The sequence below is a fragment of the Rhodobacter viridis genome, assembly GCF_003217355.1.
GTDB lineage: Bacteria > Pseudomonadota > Alphaproteobacteria > Rhodobacterales > Rhodobacteraceae > Rhodobacter > Rhodobacter viridis.
In genome coordinates, this window is the sequence record NZ_QJTK01000001.1 from 288,449 (window position 1) to 305,025 (window position 16,577).

16 protein-coding genes are annotated in these 16,577 nt (G+C 66.7%); 11 read left to right on the plus strand and 5 right to left on the minus strand.

From position 1 onward, the window contains the following. The first annotated feature begins 5 nt into the window (after positions 1 to 5). From uppS to lpxB, 11 genes are all read left to right on the plus strand, one after another. A complete protein-coding gene (gene uppS, locus C8J30_RS01385; protein ID WP_281269353.1) occupies positions 6 to 761 on the plus strand; it encodes a polyprenyl diphosphate synthase in 756 nt (251 codons plus the stop codon). Beyond that, positions 758 to 1,552, plus strand: a complete 795-nt coding sequence (locus tag C8J30_RS01390) for a phosphatidate cytidylyltransferase (protein WP_110803934.1) — start codon at positions 758 to 760, stop codon at positions 1,550 to 1,552. Before uppS ends, C8J30_RS01390 begins: the two co-directional genes overlap by 4 nt. Positions 1,553 to 1,555: 3 nt before the next feature. Next, positions 1,556 to 2,728, plus strand: a complete 1,173-nt coding sequence (gene dxr, locus C8J30_RS01395) for a 1-deoxy-D-xylulose-5-phosphate reductoisomerase (RefSeq protein WP_110803935.1) — start codon at positions 1,556 to 1,558, stop codon at positions 2,726 to 2,728. Between the two features lie 3 nt (positions 2,729 to 2,731). Further along, complete coding sequence (gene rseP / locus C8J30_RS01400) at positions 2,732 to 4,072, plus strand: RIP metalloprotease RseP (protein ID WP_110803936.1); 1,341 nt, start codon at positions 2,732 to 2,734, stop codon at positions 4,070 to 4,072. An 87-nt stretch (positions 4,073 to 4,159) separates the two neighbouring features. Next, a complete protein-coding gene (locus tag C8J30_RS18485; RefSeq protein WP_181420729.1) occupies positions 4,160 to 4,333 on the plus strand; it encodes a hypothetical protein in 174 nt (57 codons plus the stop codon). Between the two features lie 121 nt (positions 4,334 to 4,454). After that, entirely contained in the window at positions 4,455 to 6,839 is a 2,385-nt protein-coding gene (gene bamA, locus C8J30_RS01405) for an outer membrane protein assembly factor BamA (RefSeq protein WP_110803937.1), read from the plus strand. 25 nt (positions 6,840 to 6,864) lie between these two features. Continuing rightward, positions 6,865 to 7,488, plus strand: coding sequence for an OmpH family outer membrane protein (locus C8J30_RS01410; RefSeq protein WP_181420730.1), 624 nt, complete (start codon positions 6,865 to 6,867; stop codon positions 7,486 to 7,488). 105 nt (positions 7,489 to 7,593) lie between these two features. Continuing rightward, on the plus strand, positions 7,594 to 8,055 hold the full coding sequence (gene fabZ / locus C8J30_RS01415) for a 3-hydroxyacyl-ACP dehydratase FabZ (RefSeq protein ID WP_110803939.1): 462 nt from the start codon (positions 7,594 to 7,596) through the stop codon (positions 8,053 to 8,055). A 2-nt stretch (positions 8,056 to 8,057) separates the two neighbouring features. Further along, positions 8,058 to 8,852: an acyl-ACP--UDP-N-acetylglucosamine O-acyltransferase gene (gene lpxA / locus C8J30_RS01420; protein ID WP_110803940.1), complete on the plus strand. Its 795-nt coding sequence runs from the start codon at positions 8,058 to 8,060 to the stop codon at positions 8,850 to 8,852. After that, positions 8,849 to 9,655, plus strand: a complete 807-nt coding sequence (locus tag C8J30_RS01425; protein WP_181420731.1) for an LpxI family protein — start codon at positions 8,849 to 8,851, stop codon at positions 9,653 to 9,655. The genes lpxA and C8J30_RS01425 overlap by 4 nt, the downstream gene beginning before the upstream one ends. Further along, on the plus strand, positions 9,652 to 10,803 hold the full coding sequence (gene lpxB, locus C8J30_RS01430; RefSeq protein ID WP_110804274.1) for a lipid-A-disaccharide synthase: 1,152 nt from the start codon (positions 9,652 to 9,654) through the stop codon (positions 10,801 to 10,803). Before C8J30_RS01425 ends, lpxB begins: the two co-directional genes overlap by 4 nt. Here the strand turns inward: lpxB and C8J30_RS01435 are convergent. From C8J30_RS01435 to C8J30_RS01455, 5 genes are read right to left on the minus strand one after another with little or no spacing between them, the layout of a single operon-like run. Further along, positions 10,791 to 11,528: a LamB/YcsF family protein gene (locus C8J30_RS01435; protein WP_110803941.1), complete on the minus strand. Its 738-nt coding sequence runs from the start codon at positions 11,526 to 11,528 to the stop codon at positions 10,791 to 10,793. The genes lpxB and C8J30_RS01435 overlap by 13 nt on opposite strands. Beyond that, a complete protein-coding gene (locus tag C8J30_RS01440) occupies positions 11,525 to 12,538 on the minus strand; it encodes a 5-oxoprolinase subunit C family protein (RefSeq protein ID WP_110803942.1) in 1,014 nt (337 codons plus the stop codon). The genes C8J30_RS01435 and C8J30_RS01440 overlap by 4 nt, the downstream gene beginning before the upstream one ends. Further along, positions 12,535 to 13,254, minus strand: coding sequence for a 5-oxoprolinase subunit B family protein (locus C8J30_RS01445; protein ID WP_110803943.1), 720 nt, complete (start codon positions 13,252 to 13,254; stop codon positions 12,535 to 12,537). Before C8J30_RS01445 ends, C8J30_RS01440 begins: the two co-directional genes overlap by 4 nt. After that, on the minus strand, positions 13,251 to 14,135 hold the full coding sequence (locus C8J30_RS01450; RefSeq protein WP_110803944.1) for a transglutaminase family protein: 885 nt from the start codon (positions 14,133 to 14,135) through the stop codon (positions 13,251 to 13,253). Before C8J30_RS01450 ends, C8J30_RS01445 begins: the two co-directional genes overlap by 4 nt. Before the next feature lie 3 nt (positions 14,136 to 14,138). Next, positions 14,139 to 16,568: a circularly permuted type 2 ATP-grasp protein gene (locus C8J30_RS01455; RefSeq protein ID WP_110803945.1), complete on the minus strand. Its 2,430-nt coding sequence runs from the start codon at positions 16,566 to 16,568 to the stop codon at positions 14,139 to 14,141. Positions 16,569 to 16,577: the final 9 nt, after the last annotated feature.

A 16,577-nucleotide genomic window follows, 5' to 3' on the forward strand; every position in this document is an offset into this window, starting at 1 on the left:
TACAGATGACCGCGACCGAGCCCAGTCCCGCGCCCTCCGGCGGTGGTGGCGTGACCGATTACGGTGTGCCCCATGTCGCGATCATCATGGACGGCAACGGCCGCTGGGCGAAGCAGCGCGGCTGGCCACGGCTGGTCGGTCACCGCAAGGGCGCGGAACGGGTCAAGGAGATCGTCCGCGCCTGCCCCGACATGGGGGTGAAATGGCTGACGGTCTATGCGTTCTCGACCGAGAACTGGAAGCGCTCGACCGAGGAAGTCCTTGGTCTGATGTCGCTTTTCGCCCGCTATATCCAGCGCGAGGCGGATGCGCTCTCGGCCGAGGGGGTGCGGATGCGCTTCATCGGCGATCGCGGTCCGCTTGACGGCAAGCTGCGCGGGCTGATGGACGGGATCGAGGCGCGCACCGCGATGAACACGCGGCTCAACCTGACCGTCGCGATCAACTATGGTGGCCGTGACGAGCTGCGCCGGGCGGCGGTGTCGCTGGCCGCGGAGATTGCGGCCGGGCGGCTCGCCCCCGAGGCGATCACCGATGCCGTCATCGCCAGCCATCTTGATACGGCCGAAGTCCCCGATCCGGATCTGGTGATCCGCACCTCGGGCGAGACGCGGACGTCGAATTTCCTGCTCTGGCAGGCGGCCTATGCGGAATATGAGTTCACGCCGACGCTCTGGCCCGATTTCAATCCGGCGGCGCTGGCGGCGATCCTGGCGCAGTTTGGCGGCCGCGAGCGGCGTTTTGGCGGGGTGAAGGGATGAGCAGCAACTGGTCGGATCTGCGCGCGCGCACCGCCTCGGGAGTGGCGATGGTGGCGGCGGGGGCGCTGGCGATCTGGCTGGGGGGGCTGCCGTTCATCCTGCTTTCGGTGCTGGTCACCGGGTTGATGATCTGGGAACTGGCGGCGATGACGACGCCCGAGGGCGGCGCGCGCTGGCCCGCGATCGGGCTCGGTCTGATCGGGGCGGGCGCGCTTTTTGCGGTCGTCTTCGTGCATCTGTGGTTCCTTATGCCGCTTCTGATCCTGCCCGCCGCGCTTGGCAGCTTTGCCACGCCGCGCCGGGACCGGGCGATCTTTGCGGCCTATGCGATCTTGATCATGCTGGCGGGCTATGCGCTGGTGGCGCTGCGCCTTGGCGTCGGGTCCGAGGTGATCTTGTGGCTCGTCTGCGTCGTCGTCGCCTCTGACGTCGGCGGGTATTTTGCCGGGCGCGCGCTCGGCGGGCCGAAATTCTGGCCCCGTGTCTCGCCCAAGAAGACCTGGTCGGGCACGGTGGCGGGCTGGTTCGGTGCGGCGGCCGTGGGCGGGCTTTTCGCCGCAGCGGGCCCGGGCGGTCTTGCGCTCGTCCTGCTTTCGCCGATTGTGGCGCTTGCCGGGCAGATGGGCGACATCGCGGAAAGCGCGATCAAGCGGCGGATGGGGGTGAAAGATTCCTCGGCCCTGATCCCCGGTCACGGCGGAGTTCTCGACCGGTTCGACGCGCTGATCGGCGCGGTTCTGGTGGTGCTTTTGCTCGTGCCCTTGATGCCGCAAACGCTTTTCGGAGGCTAAGTCATGCGACGCATTACGGTTTTCGGGTCCACCGGCTCGATCGGGGTCAATACGCTTGACCTGATCGCCCGTCGGCCCGAGGCCTTTCAGGTGGTGGCCCTGTCTGGCGGGCGCAACATCAAGCTTTTGGCCGAACAGGCGCGTGCGTTCAACGCCGAGGTCGCGGTCACCGCGCATGAGGAGTGCCTGCCCGCGCTGCGCGACGCTTTGGCAGGGACCGGCATCGAGGCGACGGCGGGGAAAGAGGCGCTGATCGAAGCGGCGCTGCGCCCGTCCGACTGGATCATGTCGGCCATCGTTGGCGCCGCGGGTCTGGCCCCCGGCTTCGCCGCGCTGTCGCAAGGCACGACGCTGGCGCTTGCGAACAAGGAATCGCTTGTCACCGCCGGGCCGCTGCTGCTGGCCGAGGCCGCAAAACACAACGCCCGCCTGCTGCCGGTCGACAGCGAGCATTCGGCGGTCTTTCAGGCGCTTGTCGGCGAAGAGATGGATGCGGTCGAGCGTGTGATCATCACCGCCTCGGGCGGCGCCTTCCGCGACTGGCCGATCGAGAAACTGGCGCATGCGACCGTGGCGCAGGCCTCGACCCATCCGAACTGGGCGATGGGGCAGCGGATCACGATCGACAGCGCCTCGATGTTCAACAAGGCCTTGGAACTGATTGAGACCAAGGAATATTTCGGCGTCCGGCCGGAGCAGATCGAGGTGCTGGTGCACCCGGAATCGCTGGTCCACGCCCTTGTCGGCTTCAAGGACGGGGCGCTGATGGCGCATCTGGGCGCGCCCGACATGCGCCACGCCATCGGCTATGCGCTGAACTGGCCCGACCGGATCGACCTGCCGGTCGCGCGGCTCGATCTGGCGAAGATCGGCGCGCTGACCTTCCGTGCGCCCGATGAGCAACGCTTCCCCGCGCTGCGTCTGGCGCGCGAGGTGATGGCGATGGGCGGCACCGCCGGGGCGGCCTTCAACGCCGCCAAGGAGGCCGCGCTGGATGCCTTCATCGCCGAAGAGATCGGTTTCCTCGACATGGGGCGGCTGGTTGAAGCCGTTTTGACGGAAATGACCGCGCGTCATGGCCTTGGAAAACCGCTTGAGAGCCTCGATATGGTGATGGACACCGATGCCACCGCGCGGGCTCTGGCGCGCAGCCTTGTGCCGACAGTAAGGACCTGACCTTTGGATTTTCTTCCCGACTTCGTTTCGCTGATCCAGACCGCGCTCGCCTTTGTCGTGGCGCTGTCGATCATCGTGACGGTGCATGAATACGGCCATTACATTGTCGGACGGCTCTGCGGCATCAAGGCCGAGGCCTTTTCGATCGGCTTCGGTCCGAAGCTGCTCAGCCGGGTCGACAAGCACGGCACGGTCTGGAAGATTTCCCTGTTCCCGCTAGGGGGTTACGTCAAGTTTCTGGGCGACGCCAATGCCACCTCGGCGGGCGTCGATGAAGAAACCATGGCGCGGCTGAGTGCGGACGAGCGTCGGCATTCGATGCACGGGGCGCCGCTTTGGGCGCGGGCGGCGACCGTTGCCGCCGGCCCGATCTTCAACTTCATCCTGTCGATCCTCGTCTTTGCGCTGGCGATGGCTTGGGAAGGCAAACCCGCCGTGCCGCCGCAGGTGGCCGAACTGATCGTGCTGCCCGAGGGCTCGGGCGATCTGCGCCCGGGCGACCGGATTTTGGCGATCGAGGGGGTGGCGCTTCCCGACTATTCCGAACTGTCGAAGATCACCACGCCCGAGCAGCCGAGCCTGAGCTATCGCGTGCTGCGCGACGGCACCGACATGGTGGTTGACGGGCCGCAGCTTGCCCCGCCGCGCGCTGCGCAGGTGCTGCCGCAATCGGCGGCGGACGAAGCCGGGATCAAGGCGGGCGACGTGATCACCGCGATCGACGGGCAGAAGATCTGGCGCTTTGACGATCTGGTCAATACGGTGACGGCGGGCAAGGGGGCCCCCCTGACGCTTGATCTGTGGCGTCCCTCCGAGGACGGCACGGGCGGCAGCATGCTGAACGTCACGCTGACGCCGAAGATCGTCGACATGCCGCGGCCCGATGGCAGCTTCACCAGCGACTACAAGATCGGCCTGATCGCGGGCGCGGGCTTCACCCCGGTCACCGCGCATATCGGCCCGGTCGAGGCGTTGACGGGCGGGATGAAGCAGACTTGGGGCGCGATCCGGGCCTCGGTCTCGGCGATCGAGCATATCGTTCTGGGCAAGATCTCGAGCTGCAACCTGCGCGGCGCCATCGGCATCGCCGAGGGCTCGGGCGCGGCGGCCAAGGCCGGGGCGGCCGATTTCATCTGGTTCGTCGCGATGCTTTCGACCGCGGTGGGGTTCCTGAACCTCTTCCCGATTCCGGTGCTGGATGGCGGCCATCTGATGTTCCACCTCTGGGAAGGCATTTCGGGCAAGCCGCCGTCAGACCGGGTGATGAACCTGATGGTCTCGGTCGGGCTGGCGCTGGTGCTGTCGCTGATGGCCTTCGGGCTCTGGAACGATCTGGTCTGCTGAAAAAGCAGGCTGGATCGCCGCAAAACGGCCCTAATTCGGCCGCAATGCGCGCGTATATCTCTCACCAATGAGTGTGGAGGCGCGATCTTGCAAGCTGTTCTGACCGAGGGATATCAAAGCTTTTCGCTCGTCTTCGACCTTGCGGCCGACCGGGTTCTGGTGCCCGTGGCGATCTTCGTCGCGCTGGTCGGCGCCGTGGTGATCGGTATCGATGTTTCGGCGATGCTCGCCCCTGTCGATCCGTCGATGTATCAGCTCTGACCAATCTACCATATGTCGCGCTTTCCTTGAGCGGCCACACGCTTAGTCGCTTTGACAAGGACCGTCTTTCTCGCTAGTCACGTCTTTATAGTGCGCAAAGCGACCTGACGGGGAGAGTGCGATGACGATCCGGCTGCAACCTGCCAAGACCACGGCGAAGACCCGTCTGGGCACGCTGGCAACCAGCACATTCCTTGCGCTTGCAGTGCCTTGCGCCTTTGTCGCGACGCCGGTTCTGGCGCAGGACTATGCTTTCCAGAGCGTGAAGATCGAGGGCAACGACCGCGTCGAGGCGGGAACGGTGCTCAGCTACGCCGGAATCGCGAAGGGCGCGAAAGTCAGCGCCGGGGCGCTGAACGATGCATTCCAGCGTCTGCAGAACTCGGGCCTGTTTGAAACGGTCGAGCTGGTGCCGCAGGGCGCCACGCTGGTGATCCGCGTCAAGGAATATCCGACGGTCAACGTCGTCGACTTCGAAGGCAACAAGATCCTGAAGGACGACAAGCTCGCGACCATCGTGAAGACCCAGCCGCGCAAGGTGTTCTCGCCCGCCACGGTCGAGGCCGATGCCGCCGCGCTGGCCGAAGGTTACGCCACCACCGGCCGTCTGGCCGCGCGCGTCGATCCGAAGGTGATCAAGCGCGATGGCAACCGTGTCGACGTCGTCTTCGAGATCAAGGAAGGCGCCGTTTCCGAGGTCAACCGCATCACCTTCACCGGCAACCGCTCGTTCTCGGACCGGCGTCTGCGCGACGTGCTGGGCACGAAACAGGCGGGCATCCTGCACCGTCTGATCCAGCGCGACACCTTCGTGCCCGATCGGGTGCAGCTTGACCGGCAGATGCTTGTCGACTTCTACCATTCGCGCGGCTATCCGGATGTGGAAGTGACCGGCGTCTCCTCGGAGATGACGCGCGACCGCGAAGGCTTCTTCATGACCTTCAACATCCGCGAAGGTCAGCAATACAAGTTCGGTCAGATCACCACTGTTTCCGAAGTTCCCGAGCTCGACGCGAAGGATTTCGAGGGGCTGGCGAAGATCCGGTCGGGCCGGGTCTATTCGCCGACCGATGTCGATTACGCCGTGACCCGGATGGAAGAGGTCGCGCTGCGCAAGGGCGTGAATTTCGTCCGCGTCGATCCGCGCATCACCCGTGATCCGCGCACCCAGACGCTGAACATCGAATTCGCGCTGGTGCGGGGCGAGCGCGTCTTTGTCGAGCGCATCGACATCGAGGGCAACACCACCACGCTCGACAGCGTGATCCGGCGCGAGTTCAGGACGGTCGAAGGCGACCCCTTCAACCCGCGTGAAATCAAGAATGCCGCCGAGCGCATCCGCGCCCTTGGCTTCTTCTCCAAGGCTGATGTCGGCACGAAACAGGGCACCGGCCCCGATCAGGTGATCGTCGGCGTCGATGTCGAGGAACAGCCGACCGGCTCGCTTTCGTTTGGCGCCAGCTACGGAGCCTCGTCGGGCTTCGGGATCAACGCCTCGCTTGAGGAATCGAACTTCCTCGGCCGCGGCCAGTATCTTGGCATCTCGATCGGGACGACCAAGGATAACCAGCAGAACTCGATCGATTTCATCGAGCCGCATATCCTTGGCCGCGATCTGAAGGGGCGGTTCCATCTGTGGTATAACACCTCGGAGAACGACAACTCCGATTACAACACCAAGATGATGGGGCTTTCGCCCTCGCTCGAATTCCCGCTGGCGCGGAACTCGCGGCTCGAACTGCGCTACAGCTTCCTGCGCAACGACCTTTATGGCGTGACGGACTATGATGATGGTGCTGACAATATTGCAGGCACCTCCGACGACGTCGGCTCTTCGCCGATCCTGAGCGCGGAAGCGGGCACCCGCGACAGCATGGGCCCGGGCTATACCTACACCTGGGATACCCGTCGCACCGGCATCGATCCGCGGACGGGGTTCACCTTCCGCTTCGGGCAGGATCTTTACGGCGTCGGTGGCGATGTCGAGGCGCTGAAAACCTCGGCGCTCCTGCGGGCCGAACGCAAGGTCTGGAACGAAGACGTGACGCTGCGGGCCGAACTTGAAGGCGGCGCGATCGCGGCGCGCGGCGACACCAGCTTGTCGATCCTTGATCGCTTCTCGGGCAACAACAAGGTGCGCGGTTTCGAAAGCAACGGCTACGGCCCGCGCGACACCAACGTGCCGAACGAGGACGCGCTTGGCGGCAAGTATTACGCCGCGCTTCGGCTCGAAAGCGAGTTCCCGCTTGGCCTGCCCGAGGAATATGGCGTCCACGGCGGGTTGTTCTGGGATACCGGCTCGGTCTGGGGGCTGGACAACACCGCGGGCGGTCCGACCGGCAGCAATCCGGTCGACGATTCCATGCGCCTGCGCTCTGCCGTCGGCTTCTCGGTGTTCTGGGATTCGGCGCTTGGCCCGCTGCGTCTGAACTTCACCAAGGCGCTGAAGAAGGAAGACTACGACCTCGAGCAGAACTTCGACCTGACCATCGCGACGAAGTTCTGAGCCGATGCTGCGGGGTCTCGCACGCATGACGATACAAGGGCCGGGGATTCTCCCCGGCCTTTTGCGCCTTGGCCTCTGCGCGGGGGTTCTTGCGGTCTGCCTTGCGGGGGCACCTGTTCGGGCCGATCAGCCGGTGGCGCCGACCGCTCCCCCGGTGCCGGTGCTGTCGCTCGATTTCGAACGGCTCTTTGATGATACGCTCTGGGGCAAGCGCATTGCGGCCGACATGGCACGCGACTCGGCCGCGCTGAACGCCGAGAATACGCGCATCGCCGACGATCTGATTGCCGAGGAAAAGTCGCTGACCGATCGCCGCGCCAAGTTGACCCCCGCGGCCTTTCGCACCGAAGCCGATGCCTTTGACGAGCGCGCCACCGGGATCCGGGCGGCGCAAAAGGCCAAGGCGCAGTCGCTGACGCAGACTTACGAAGCGGCGCGGCAGGCGTTTTTCGCGGCAAGCGGCCCGCTGATGGACGAGGTTCTGACGCGGCGGCATGCGGTGATGGTGCTCGACCGGCGCGCGATCATTCGCGGCCTCGAGGCGGCCGACATCACCGAGGAACTGGCCCGGCTGATGGATGCCCGGCTCGGGGCCGGCCCGGCCGAGGCGCAACCGACGCCCGATCCGGCCGGCAACGGCGGCGAATAGCCGCCCAGCCGATCGCGCCCCGTTCTTGCCAAGCGGGCGCGGCAACGATAGCAACGGCCAAAGGCCGCGCGTCAGTTTTGAAGGCCCGTTTTGGAAGGATCGAAGATGACCGAACCCGCCCCCTACACCAGTGCCGATCTGAGCCTGATCAAGCGGATCATTCCGCATCGGTATCCCTTCCTGATGATCGACAAGGTGCGCGACATCGTTCCCTTCGAAAGCGCCACCGGGATCAAATGCGTGACCAACAACGAACCGCAATTCACCGGCCACTTCCCCGAGGAGCCGGTGATGCCGGGCGTGATGATCGTCGAGGCGATGGCGCAGACCGCGGCCGTGGTCGTGGGTATTTCGATGAACGTGATCGACAAGCCGCTTGGCACCTATTTCATGGCGATCGACGCCTGCAAGTTCCGCCGCAAGGTGGTGCCGGGCGACGTTCTTGAAATGAAGGTCACGGTCAAGCGCGGCGGTGGCAAGGTCTGGAAATTCCTTGGCGAATCCTTCGTCGAAGGGCAGCTCGCAGCGACTGCGGAATTCACCGCGATGATGGATTTGAAGGGCTGACCATGGGCGTTGACGCAACGGCCCGCGTGCATCCTTCCTCGGTGATCGAGCCGGGCGCGGTGATCGGGGCGGGCTGCGTGATCGGCCCGTTCTGCCACATCGGCCCCGAGACGATCCTGGCCGAAGGGGTCGAGCTGAAAAGCCATGTGGTGATCGCGGGCGCGACCGAGATCGGCGCGGGCACCGTGGTCTTTCCCTTCGCCTCGCTCGGGCAGATCCCGCAGGATCTGAAATTCAAGGGCGAGAAGACGCGGCTGGTGATCGGCGCGCGCAACCGCATCCGTGAATATGTGACAATGAACTGCGGTACCGAGGGCGGCGGCGGCGTCACCCGCGTCGGTGACGACGGGCTCTTCATGGCGAATGCCCATGTCGCGCATGATGTGCAGATCGGCAACCGGGTCATTCTGGTGAATTCGGTCGCGATCGCGGGTCATTGCGTGATCGAGGATGACGTGATCGTCGGCGGTCTGTCGGGCGTGCATCAATGGGTGCGGATCGGGCATGGGGCGATCATCGGGGCGTTGTCGATGGTGGCCTCCGACGTGATTCCGCATGCGCTGGTCGCAGGCCCGCGCGCGGGGCTCGAGGGGTTGAACCTTGTCGGGCTGAAGCGTCGCGGTGTGGAACGTTCCGAAATTTCTGCACTTCGCGAACTCTACATGGCCTTGGGCGAAGGCAACTTCCGCGAACAGGCCCGCAAGCTCTCGGAAGAGGGCACCGAAAGCCGCCATGTCCGCGAAGTGCTTGATTTCATCCTTGGTCCCTCGGACCGCAGCTTCCTGACGCCGCGATGAGCATCGGGGCGGAAACGGCGCTGATCGCCGGAGGAGGGGCGCTGCCGGGGCTGCTTTTGCAGGCCGCGCCCGAGATGCTGGTTTGTGCGCTCGATGGCCAACCCGCGCCGGGGGGCTCGGTGCTGCCTTTCCGCATCGAGCGGCTGGTGCCCTTCCTTGACACGCTGGTCGATCGCGGCATTCGTCGCGTCTGTTTTGCGGGGGCGATGCAGCGGCCGAAGCTTGAACCCGAACTCTTCGATGCCCGCACTGCGTCTCTGGTGCCGCGTCTTGTCGGCGCGATGCAGGCGGGCGATGACGCGACTCTGCGGGCGGTGATCGCGCTGTTCGAGGAGTGGGAGTTCGAGGTGATCGGTGCCGATACGATCGCCCCGGATCTGGTCCCGGGCGACGGGCTTTTGTGCGGCGCGGTCAGCGATCAGGATCAGCTTGATGCTGCACGCGCAGCGGAGATTGTCGCCGCCTTGGGCGCCGTCGATGTCGGGCAGGGCGCGGTCGTCGCGCGCGGTCTTTGCCTTGGCGTCGAGGCCTTGCCGGGCACCGATGCGCTGCTCGACTTCGTCGCCGCGCATCGCGCGCTGGTGCCGATGCCGAAGGCGGGTGTCTTTTTCAAGGCGCCGAAACCGGGGCAGGATCGCCGCATCGACCTGCCCGCTTTGGGGCTGCAGACGGTCGCCAAAGCTGCCGCCGCGGGGCTGAGCGGCATCGTGTTCGAGGCGGGTGGCGTGCTGCTTCTGGACCGCACGGCGACGATCGCAGCGGCCGAGGCGGCGGGAATTTTCCTGTGGGGGCGCAGTCCGTGAAGCTGTTCCTCGTCGCCGGTGAAGCCTCTGGCGACAAGCTCGGGGCGGCGCTGATGGCGGCGCTGAGCGATCTGGTTCCCGGTGTCGAATTTGTCGGCATCGGCGGACCGCAGATGGAAGCCCTTGGCCTCAAAAGCCTTTTCCCGATGGAAGAGCTGTCGGTCATGGGGCTTCTCGAGGTGCTGCCGAAGTATCGCCATCTCAAGCGCCGCATCGCCGAGACCGCGCAGGCGGTGCTCGACGCCGCGCCCGTGGCGCTGATCACCATCGACAGCCCGGATTTCTGCCTGCGCGTGGCGCGGATCGTCAAGACCGCGCGGCCCGCGCAAAAGACCGTGCATTACGTCGCGCCCTCGGTCTGGGCCTGGCGGCCTGGCCGCGCGGCGAAGATGGCCGAGGTCATCGACCATGTTCTGGCGCTTCTGCCCTTCGAGCCGCCCTATATGACCGCCGCGGGGATGAGTTGTGATTTCGTCGGCCATCCGGTCGTGGCCGAGCCGCGCGCGACGCAAACCGAGGCCGAGGCGCTGCGCGAGACGCTGATGATCGGGGAGGATCAGCCGCTGCTGCTGTGTCTGCCCGGTTCGCGGCGCGGCGAGGTGAAGCGTCTGATGCCGCGTTTCGCGGCAACCGTTGCCGCACTGCGGCAAGGCGTGCCCGGCCTTCGCGTGGTCATTCCGACGGTGCGCGGCGTCGCGGCTCTGGTGCGCGAGATGGCCTGCACATGGGACGAGGTTCCGAATGTGCTTGAGGCCGGGGCGGACAAGCGCGCGGCCTTTGCCGCCGCCGATCTGGCGCTTGCGGCCTCGGGCACGGTCAGTCTGGAGTTGGCCGCGCACCGCGTGCCAATGGTGATCGGCTACCGGATGAACTGGCTCACCTGGCACATCACCAAGCGCGCGATGCTGATCGACACGGTGACGCTGGTGAACCTTGTCTCGGACACCCGCGCGGTGCCGGAATTCCTTGGCCCGGCCTGTCAGCCCAAGCCCATGGCGCGGGCGTTGCATGACCTTTGGCACGATCCCGCACGCCGCGCGACGCAGATTGCGGCGATGGAGGTGACGATGCAGCGTCTGGGCGAGGGCGGCGAATCCCCCGGTCTGCGCGCCGCGCGTTCGGTTCTGACATTCCTTCAAAGGGGCTGAAGCACGACCCCTTCGGCCTGCAATTTGCTGCGCAGCAATCGTGCCATTTCAAGGGCTTCCGGTGTGTCGCCATGCAGGCAAACGGTGTCGATCCGCGCCGGGATGCGATGCCCGCTGGCCGCAATGATCGCGCCCGCGCGCAGCATGTTCAAAATCCGCGCGGCGGCGTCCTCTGCATCATGCAGAACCGCGCCGGGAAGCGAGCGATCAACCAGCGTCGCATCGTCGTTATAGGCGCGGTCGGCGAAAATCTCGCCCGCCCAATCGACGTTCAGGTCGCGCGCGGCGGCTTCCTGCGCCGTTTCAGAAAGCACCATCAGCTTCAGATCCGGCACGACCGAAAGCGCCGCCGCATAGCAGGTGCGGGCAAGATCCGCGTCCTCGGAAGTGATGTTCGAGAGCGCCCCATGCAGCTTGAAATGACGCAGTTTCAATCCTTTGGCCTGCGCGACTGCGGCCATCGCCCCGGTCTGCCAGGTGATCAGATCGACCAGCTCCGGTTTCGAAAGCCGCATCCGCGTGCGGCCAAAATTCGCGCGGTCGTCAAAGCCCGGATGCACGCCGATGCCGACGCCCTTCGCCGCCGCCAGCGCCATCACGCGCGCCATTTCCAGCGGCCCGCCCGCATGGAGCCCGCAGCAGATATTGGCCGAGGTGACGACATCGAGCAGCGCCTCGTCGGCGCCCGCGCCTTCGCCCATGTCGGAGTTGAGATCGAGTTTCATGCATCCTCCTCGTCGCCGCGCACCGCGCCCGAGATCAGTTGGTAGGACAAAAGGTCGGGAATGTCGCGCGGATCGCGGGTCAGCGGTGCCACCCGCGCGCGCAGGGGGGCGAGCCAGAGCGCTTCGGGCGGCGAGGCGATCTCGGCGGCGTCCATGGTGATGTCCACCAGCCGCAGGGCCGTGCCGGGGCGGGCCTGCGCCGCGCGCGGCAGGTCGGCAGGGATCACCGTGCCAAGGCGCGGATAACCACCGATGGTCTGGCAATCGGCCAGCAGCACAACTGCTTGCCCCGTTCCGGTCATCTGAACGTCGCCGGGACCGATGAAATCCGAAAGCAGCCCCGCCGTGGCAGTGGCGAACGGAGCGCCGTCTTGCAAGAGCGCAAGGCCTTGACGGCTGGCCGGACCGGCCTTGAAGGGCGTCGCGAAGGCGCGGGTCCGGGTGTCGGGGGCGAATAGCGCGGTTTGCGGCCCGTCGATCACCCGCAGCACGCCGCCCGTGAAACGATCATCAAGCGGCAGGCGCTGTGCGGGGGTGTCGGGCGCGGGATCCGCGCCGAAAGGCAGGCGCATCCCGGCCTGAACCGGCGTGCCAAGCCCGGCGGCGGCCAGGGTCGCGCGAGCGCCGAGGGTTTCCCTCGTCAAAAGCCCGCCCGCGAGGGAGAGATAGCCGTAAACGCCGCTCTCGCCGGGGCGCAGGTCGAGGATCTCGCCCGGTTCCAGCTGGTGGGAGGCGTTCCAGATCAAGGTCTTGCCATCACGGCTCGCCTGCATCGGCGCCCCGGTGAGCGCGATCCGCGTGGGCACGGTGACACGACACCGCGCGCCGGTCAGCGGCAGTTCCAAGGCAGCGAACGGGCGGGATTGGCCCAGAAGCGCGGCGGCCTCCCAAAGCGCGCGGCGGTCGGCGGCCCCCCCGGTCGAAAGTCCAAGCGCAGTATGGCCGGGGCGGCCCAGATCCTGAACCGAAATTCCGGGACCGGCGGAAATGACTTCGAGATTGCCAGTCATTTCGGAATACTCCGAAGTGCACCCCCCAGAGGATCGCCTTTTTCGATCAGACTTGCGATGTTTTCGGCACTTTCGGGGGTGAAACGCAGGGAATCGCCCGGGCGCAGCAGGAAGGGCTCGGCGGCAGCGGCGGTGAAGGGGCGGAAAGCCGTGCGGCCCAGTGCGCGCCAGCCGGTGGGCGAGGGCGCGGCGAAGAGCACGATCTGGCGCAGCGCGGTGGTGATCGTGCCCGCCTCGACCCGGGGCGTCAGGGCGGGCAGGCGCGGCATCTGCCAATGCTCGGGCAAGGTGCCGAGGTAAGGCTGGCCGGGCGCGAAGCCGAGCGCCAGAACCCGCAGATCGGTCGCGCAAAGCTCTGAAATCAGGGCTTCTTCCGTGCGCCCGGCCAAAGCTGCCGCCGCGGCCAGATCGGCGCCCCACGCGCCGCCGAAGCAAGCGGGCACGGTCCAATGCTGCGCAGCGAAAGGCGCGCTTTGCGGCGCTTCAAGCCGAGGCTTCAAGGCGGCCAGAACATCGGCGCGATGGGTCGTCAGCCGGTCGAAACGCAGCAGAACCGAGCCAAGGCCGGGGGCAACCTCGGTCTGGCCCGGGATCGGATCACCCGTAAGTGCGGCTGCCAGATGCTGCGCGGCGCTGTTCGCCGCGTCTGAATAGGTGGTGGCAAAGCGGATCAGCACGCCATCAAGGCCAAGGGGCAAAAGCTCGGGCAGGGTCATTCCGTATCCAGTGGCAGTACGTCGACCGCCTGCCGTGTTTCCGCGCCCCCGGCCGAGCGCAGGGCGCCGCGGATCGGGGCCACGTCGTCGTAATCGCGACCGACGGCGACGGTGACGAAATCCACCCCCGCGGCCTGAGCGTTGGTCGGATCGAACTCGATCCAGCCCATTTCGCGCCCGACCCAGGCGCGGACCCAGGCGTGCATCGCATCGGCGCCTTCCAGCCGCGGCTGCCCGGGCGGCGGAAAAGTGCGCAGAAAACCAGAAACATAGCCCGCCGGAATGCCGATCCCGCGCAGGCCTGCGATCATCACATGGGTGAAATCCTGGCATACACCGCGGGCGCGGGCAAAGGCCTCGCGCGGGGGGGTGTCGACGGTCGTCGCCTCGGCGTCGAAGGTCATGTGCCTGTGCAGCGCATGGCCGACGGCGGTGACGGCGGCGGCGGCGGTCATCGCGCGGTTGGTCGCGGCGCGGGCAAAGGCGGTGATCTCGGGGCAGGGCACGACGCGCGGCGAGGCGCCGAGAAAGTGATGCGGGGCGCGCGGATCGAGGGTCATTTCCGCCGCGACCTCGGCGCCGAGCGTGGCAAGCGGCGGTGACAGGTCGAGCGGTTCGGGGCGCGCGAAGCGCTCGATTCGGGCGACGAGTTCGAACCGCACATCGGCTACCGGGCGGTGCCAGACGACCGAGGTCACCGCATTGCCGAAGAAATCGAGCCCGTCGCGGCGCTCGTCCGGCGCGGGATCAAGCGTCAGCCTGCGCGAGACCACGCGCTGCGCGCCCGGAATGTCGGGGGGCAGCAACCGCGCCAGATTGCGCAGATGGTCCGAGGGCGCGGCATAGTCGTAATCGATGGCCAGTTTGATGTCGTAACGCATGACCTACCCCAGATAGCTTTGCGTCACGAGGTTCGAAATCTCGCCAACCTCCGAGCGCAGGGTGATCAGCCGATGCGTGGTGATCTCGTCGGGGGCGGCGACCGAGAGCAGGCTTTCGATCGGCACGATGGCGCGGGAGAGCGCCGCCAGACGGCCATTGTCGCGCGCATGCGGCAGATCGGCGGCGAGCGCCCGCATCCGCGCGATCTGGAACAGGATCGAGCGCGGGTTGTCGCCGTCCAGCGCCAGAAGGTCCACAACCGTCTCGCGCGAGCGCTCCATGCGGTAGCGGCGCTGATGGGTGATCACGCTGTCTGCCACCTCGATCGCGATATCCAGACAGCCCGAGGGCGCCTTGGCATCGGTGAAGGTGGCCAGCAGGGCGGCGAGCGCGTCGGTGCGTTCCAAGGCGCGGCCGAAACTGAGGAAGGTCCAGCCGGAAAACCGATACATGTTTTCATGCACGAGACCGGAAAACCCGGTGATCTTGCGCAGCAGCACCGACATCGCGCGGGCGGCGTCGTCGCCCGGTTTCGCGGTCTGGCTCATCGAGCGCGCGGTGCGGGCGAGATCGGCGAGCGCGGTCCAGCCATCCGTGGAAAACCGGTCGCGGACCTTGGCGGCGCAGCCGCGGGCGGCCTCGATCCGGTCGATCAGCGCGCCCGGCACGGGTTGGGTCAGCGTGATGCCATAGCCCGCAAGGAAGCTGCGCAACAGCCGCAGCCGGGCGTCATCGGCATTGTCGGTGGCGGCCAGACGCAGGTGATAGGCGCGAATGAGCCGGATCGCATCCTCGGTCCGCTCGACATAGCGGCCGAGCCAGTAAAGGTTGTCGGCCGAGCGCGCGGGCAGGATGCCGTGGCTGGCCCGGCGCACGCCCTTTTCGGGGCGGGGAAGCAGGCTCTCCTGCCGCACCGGGCGGTCGGCGACGACCCAGACATCGGCCACGGCGCCGCCGCGCTGCATCGCCAGCGCCGTGGTGTCGCCCGAACGGCCGATGCGGGCGTAGCCGCCCTTCATGAAGGTCCAGTTGCCGCTTGCGTCGCGCGCCGCAAAGACCCGCACCGTCATCGGCCGCGGCTCGATCCGGTTCGCGCCGGTGCCGCTTTCGACCCAGGCGGGGGTGGTCGAGAGCGTCACCGCCTCCTGTCCGACGAGCATCTGCCCCTCGGCTTCGAGCCAATCCGAGATCGACGACCGGGCCGAACCGCGCAGCGTGCCGCCCAAGGCCGTGGCGGCGCCCAGATCGAAGGGCAGATCGCAGGCATAGGCCGAGCCGATCATCATGCGCTCGGAATGATCGCGCACATGGGCGCGCTCGGGGGCGCCGCCGCACCACCAGGTGGCGATATTGGGGATCTTCAGCGGTTGGCCACGCAGCACCTCGCAGATGCTCGGCAGGAAGGCCATCATCGCGCGCATCTCCATCACGCCCGAGCCGAGCGCATTGACCATCGCCAGATTGCCCGCGCGGATCGCCTCGACCAGACCCGGGGTGCCGATCTGGCTGGTGGCATCCAGTTCGACCGGATCGGCAAAGGCCGCATCGATGCGCCGCCAAAGCACGCCCAAGGGCTGCGGCCCCTCGATCGTGCGGACCATCGCCTGCGCGTCCTGCACCAGCAGATCCTCGCCTTCGAGCAGCATCAGGCCCAGATAGCGGGCGATATAGGTGTGTTCGTAATAGGTGTCGTTTTGCGGCCCCGGCGTCAGGATCGCCGCGGCGCGTTCGCGTCCGCCCGGCGCTTGGGCGAGCCGCTCCATCGCGGCGCGGAAGGTGGCAAAGAACCCGGCCAGCCGGTGGATATGGGCGCGCGGGAAGCGCTCGGGGAAGATGCGCCCGGTCGCCATGCGGTTTTCGAGTGCAAAGCCCGCCCCCGAGGGCGCCTGCGTGCGGTCGCCCAGCACGAACCAGCGCCCATCCGGGGCACGGCCGATCTCGAAGGCCAGCACATGCAGGAAATGACCGCCGCGCGGGGTGACGCCGACCATCGGGCGCAGCCATTGCCGCGAGCCCGCGATCAGTTCCGCGGGCAGATGGCCCTCGGCGACCAGACGCCCGGGGCCGTAAAGATCGGCCATGACCGCTTCGAGCAGATCGGCGCGTTGGGTGAGCCCGGCGCAGATCGTTTCCCATTCGCTTTCATGCAGGATGACCGGAATATGCGACAGCGGCCATTCCCGTTCCGCCAAGGGGTCGTTCGAATATTGCCGGAAGAACACCCCGGCATCGCGCAGATATTGGTCGGCGCGTTCGAACCGCGCCGTCACCTCGGCGGGGGAAAGCCGCGCGAAGCGTTCGACAAAGCGCTTCCAGACCGGGCGCATCTGGCCGCCCGCATCGAAAAGCTCGTCCGCCACCCCGGGCGACAGCCGGTAATTGGCGAAAAGGTCATTCGCGGGGTGGGCTTGGGGCGGGGGCGTCTGGGTCATGTCTCACCG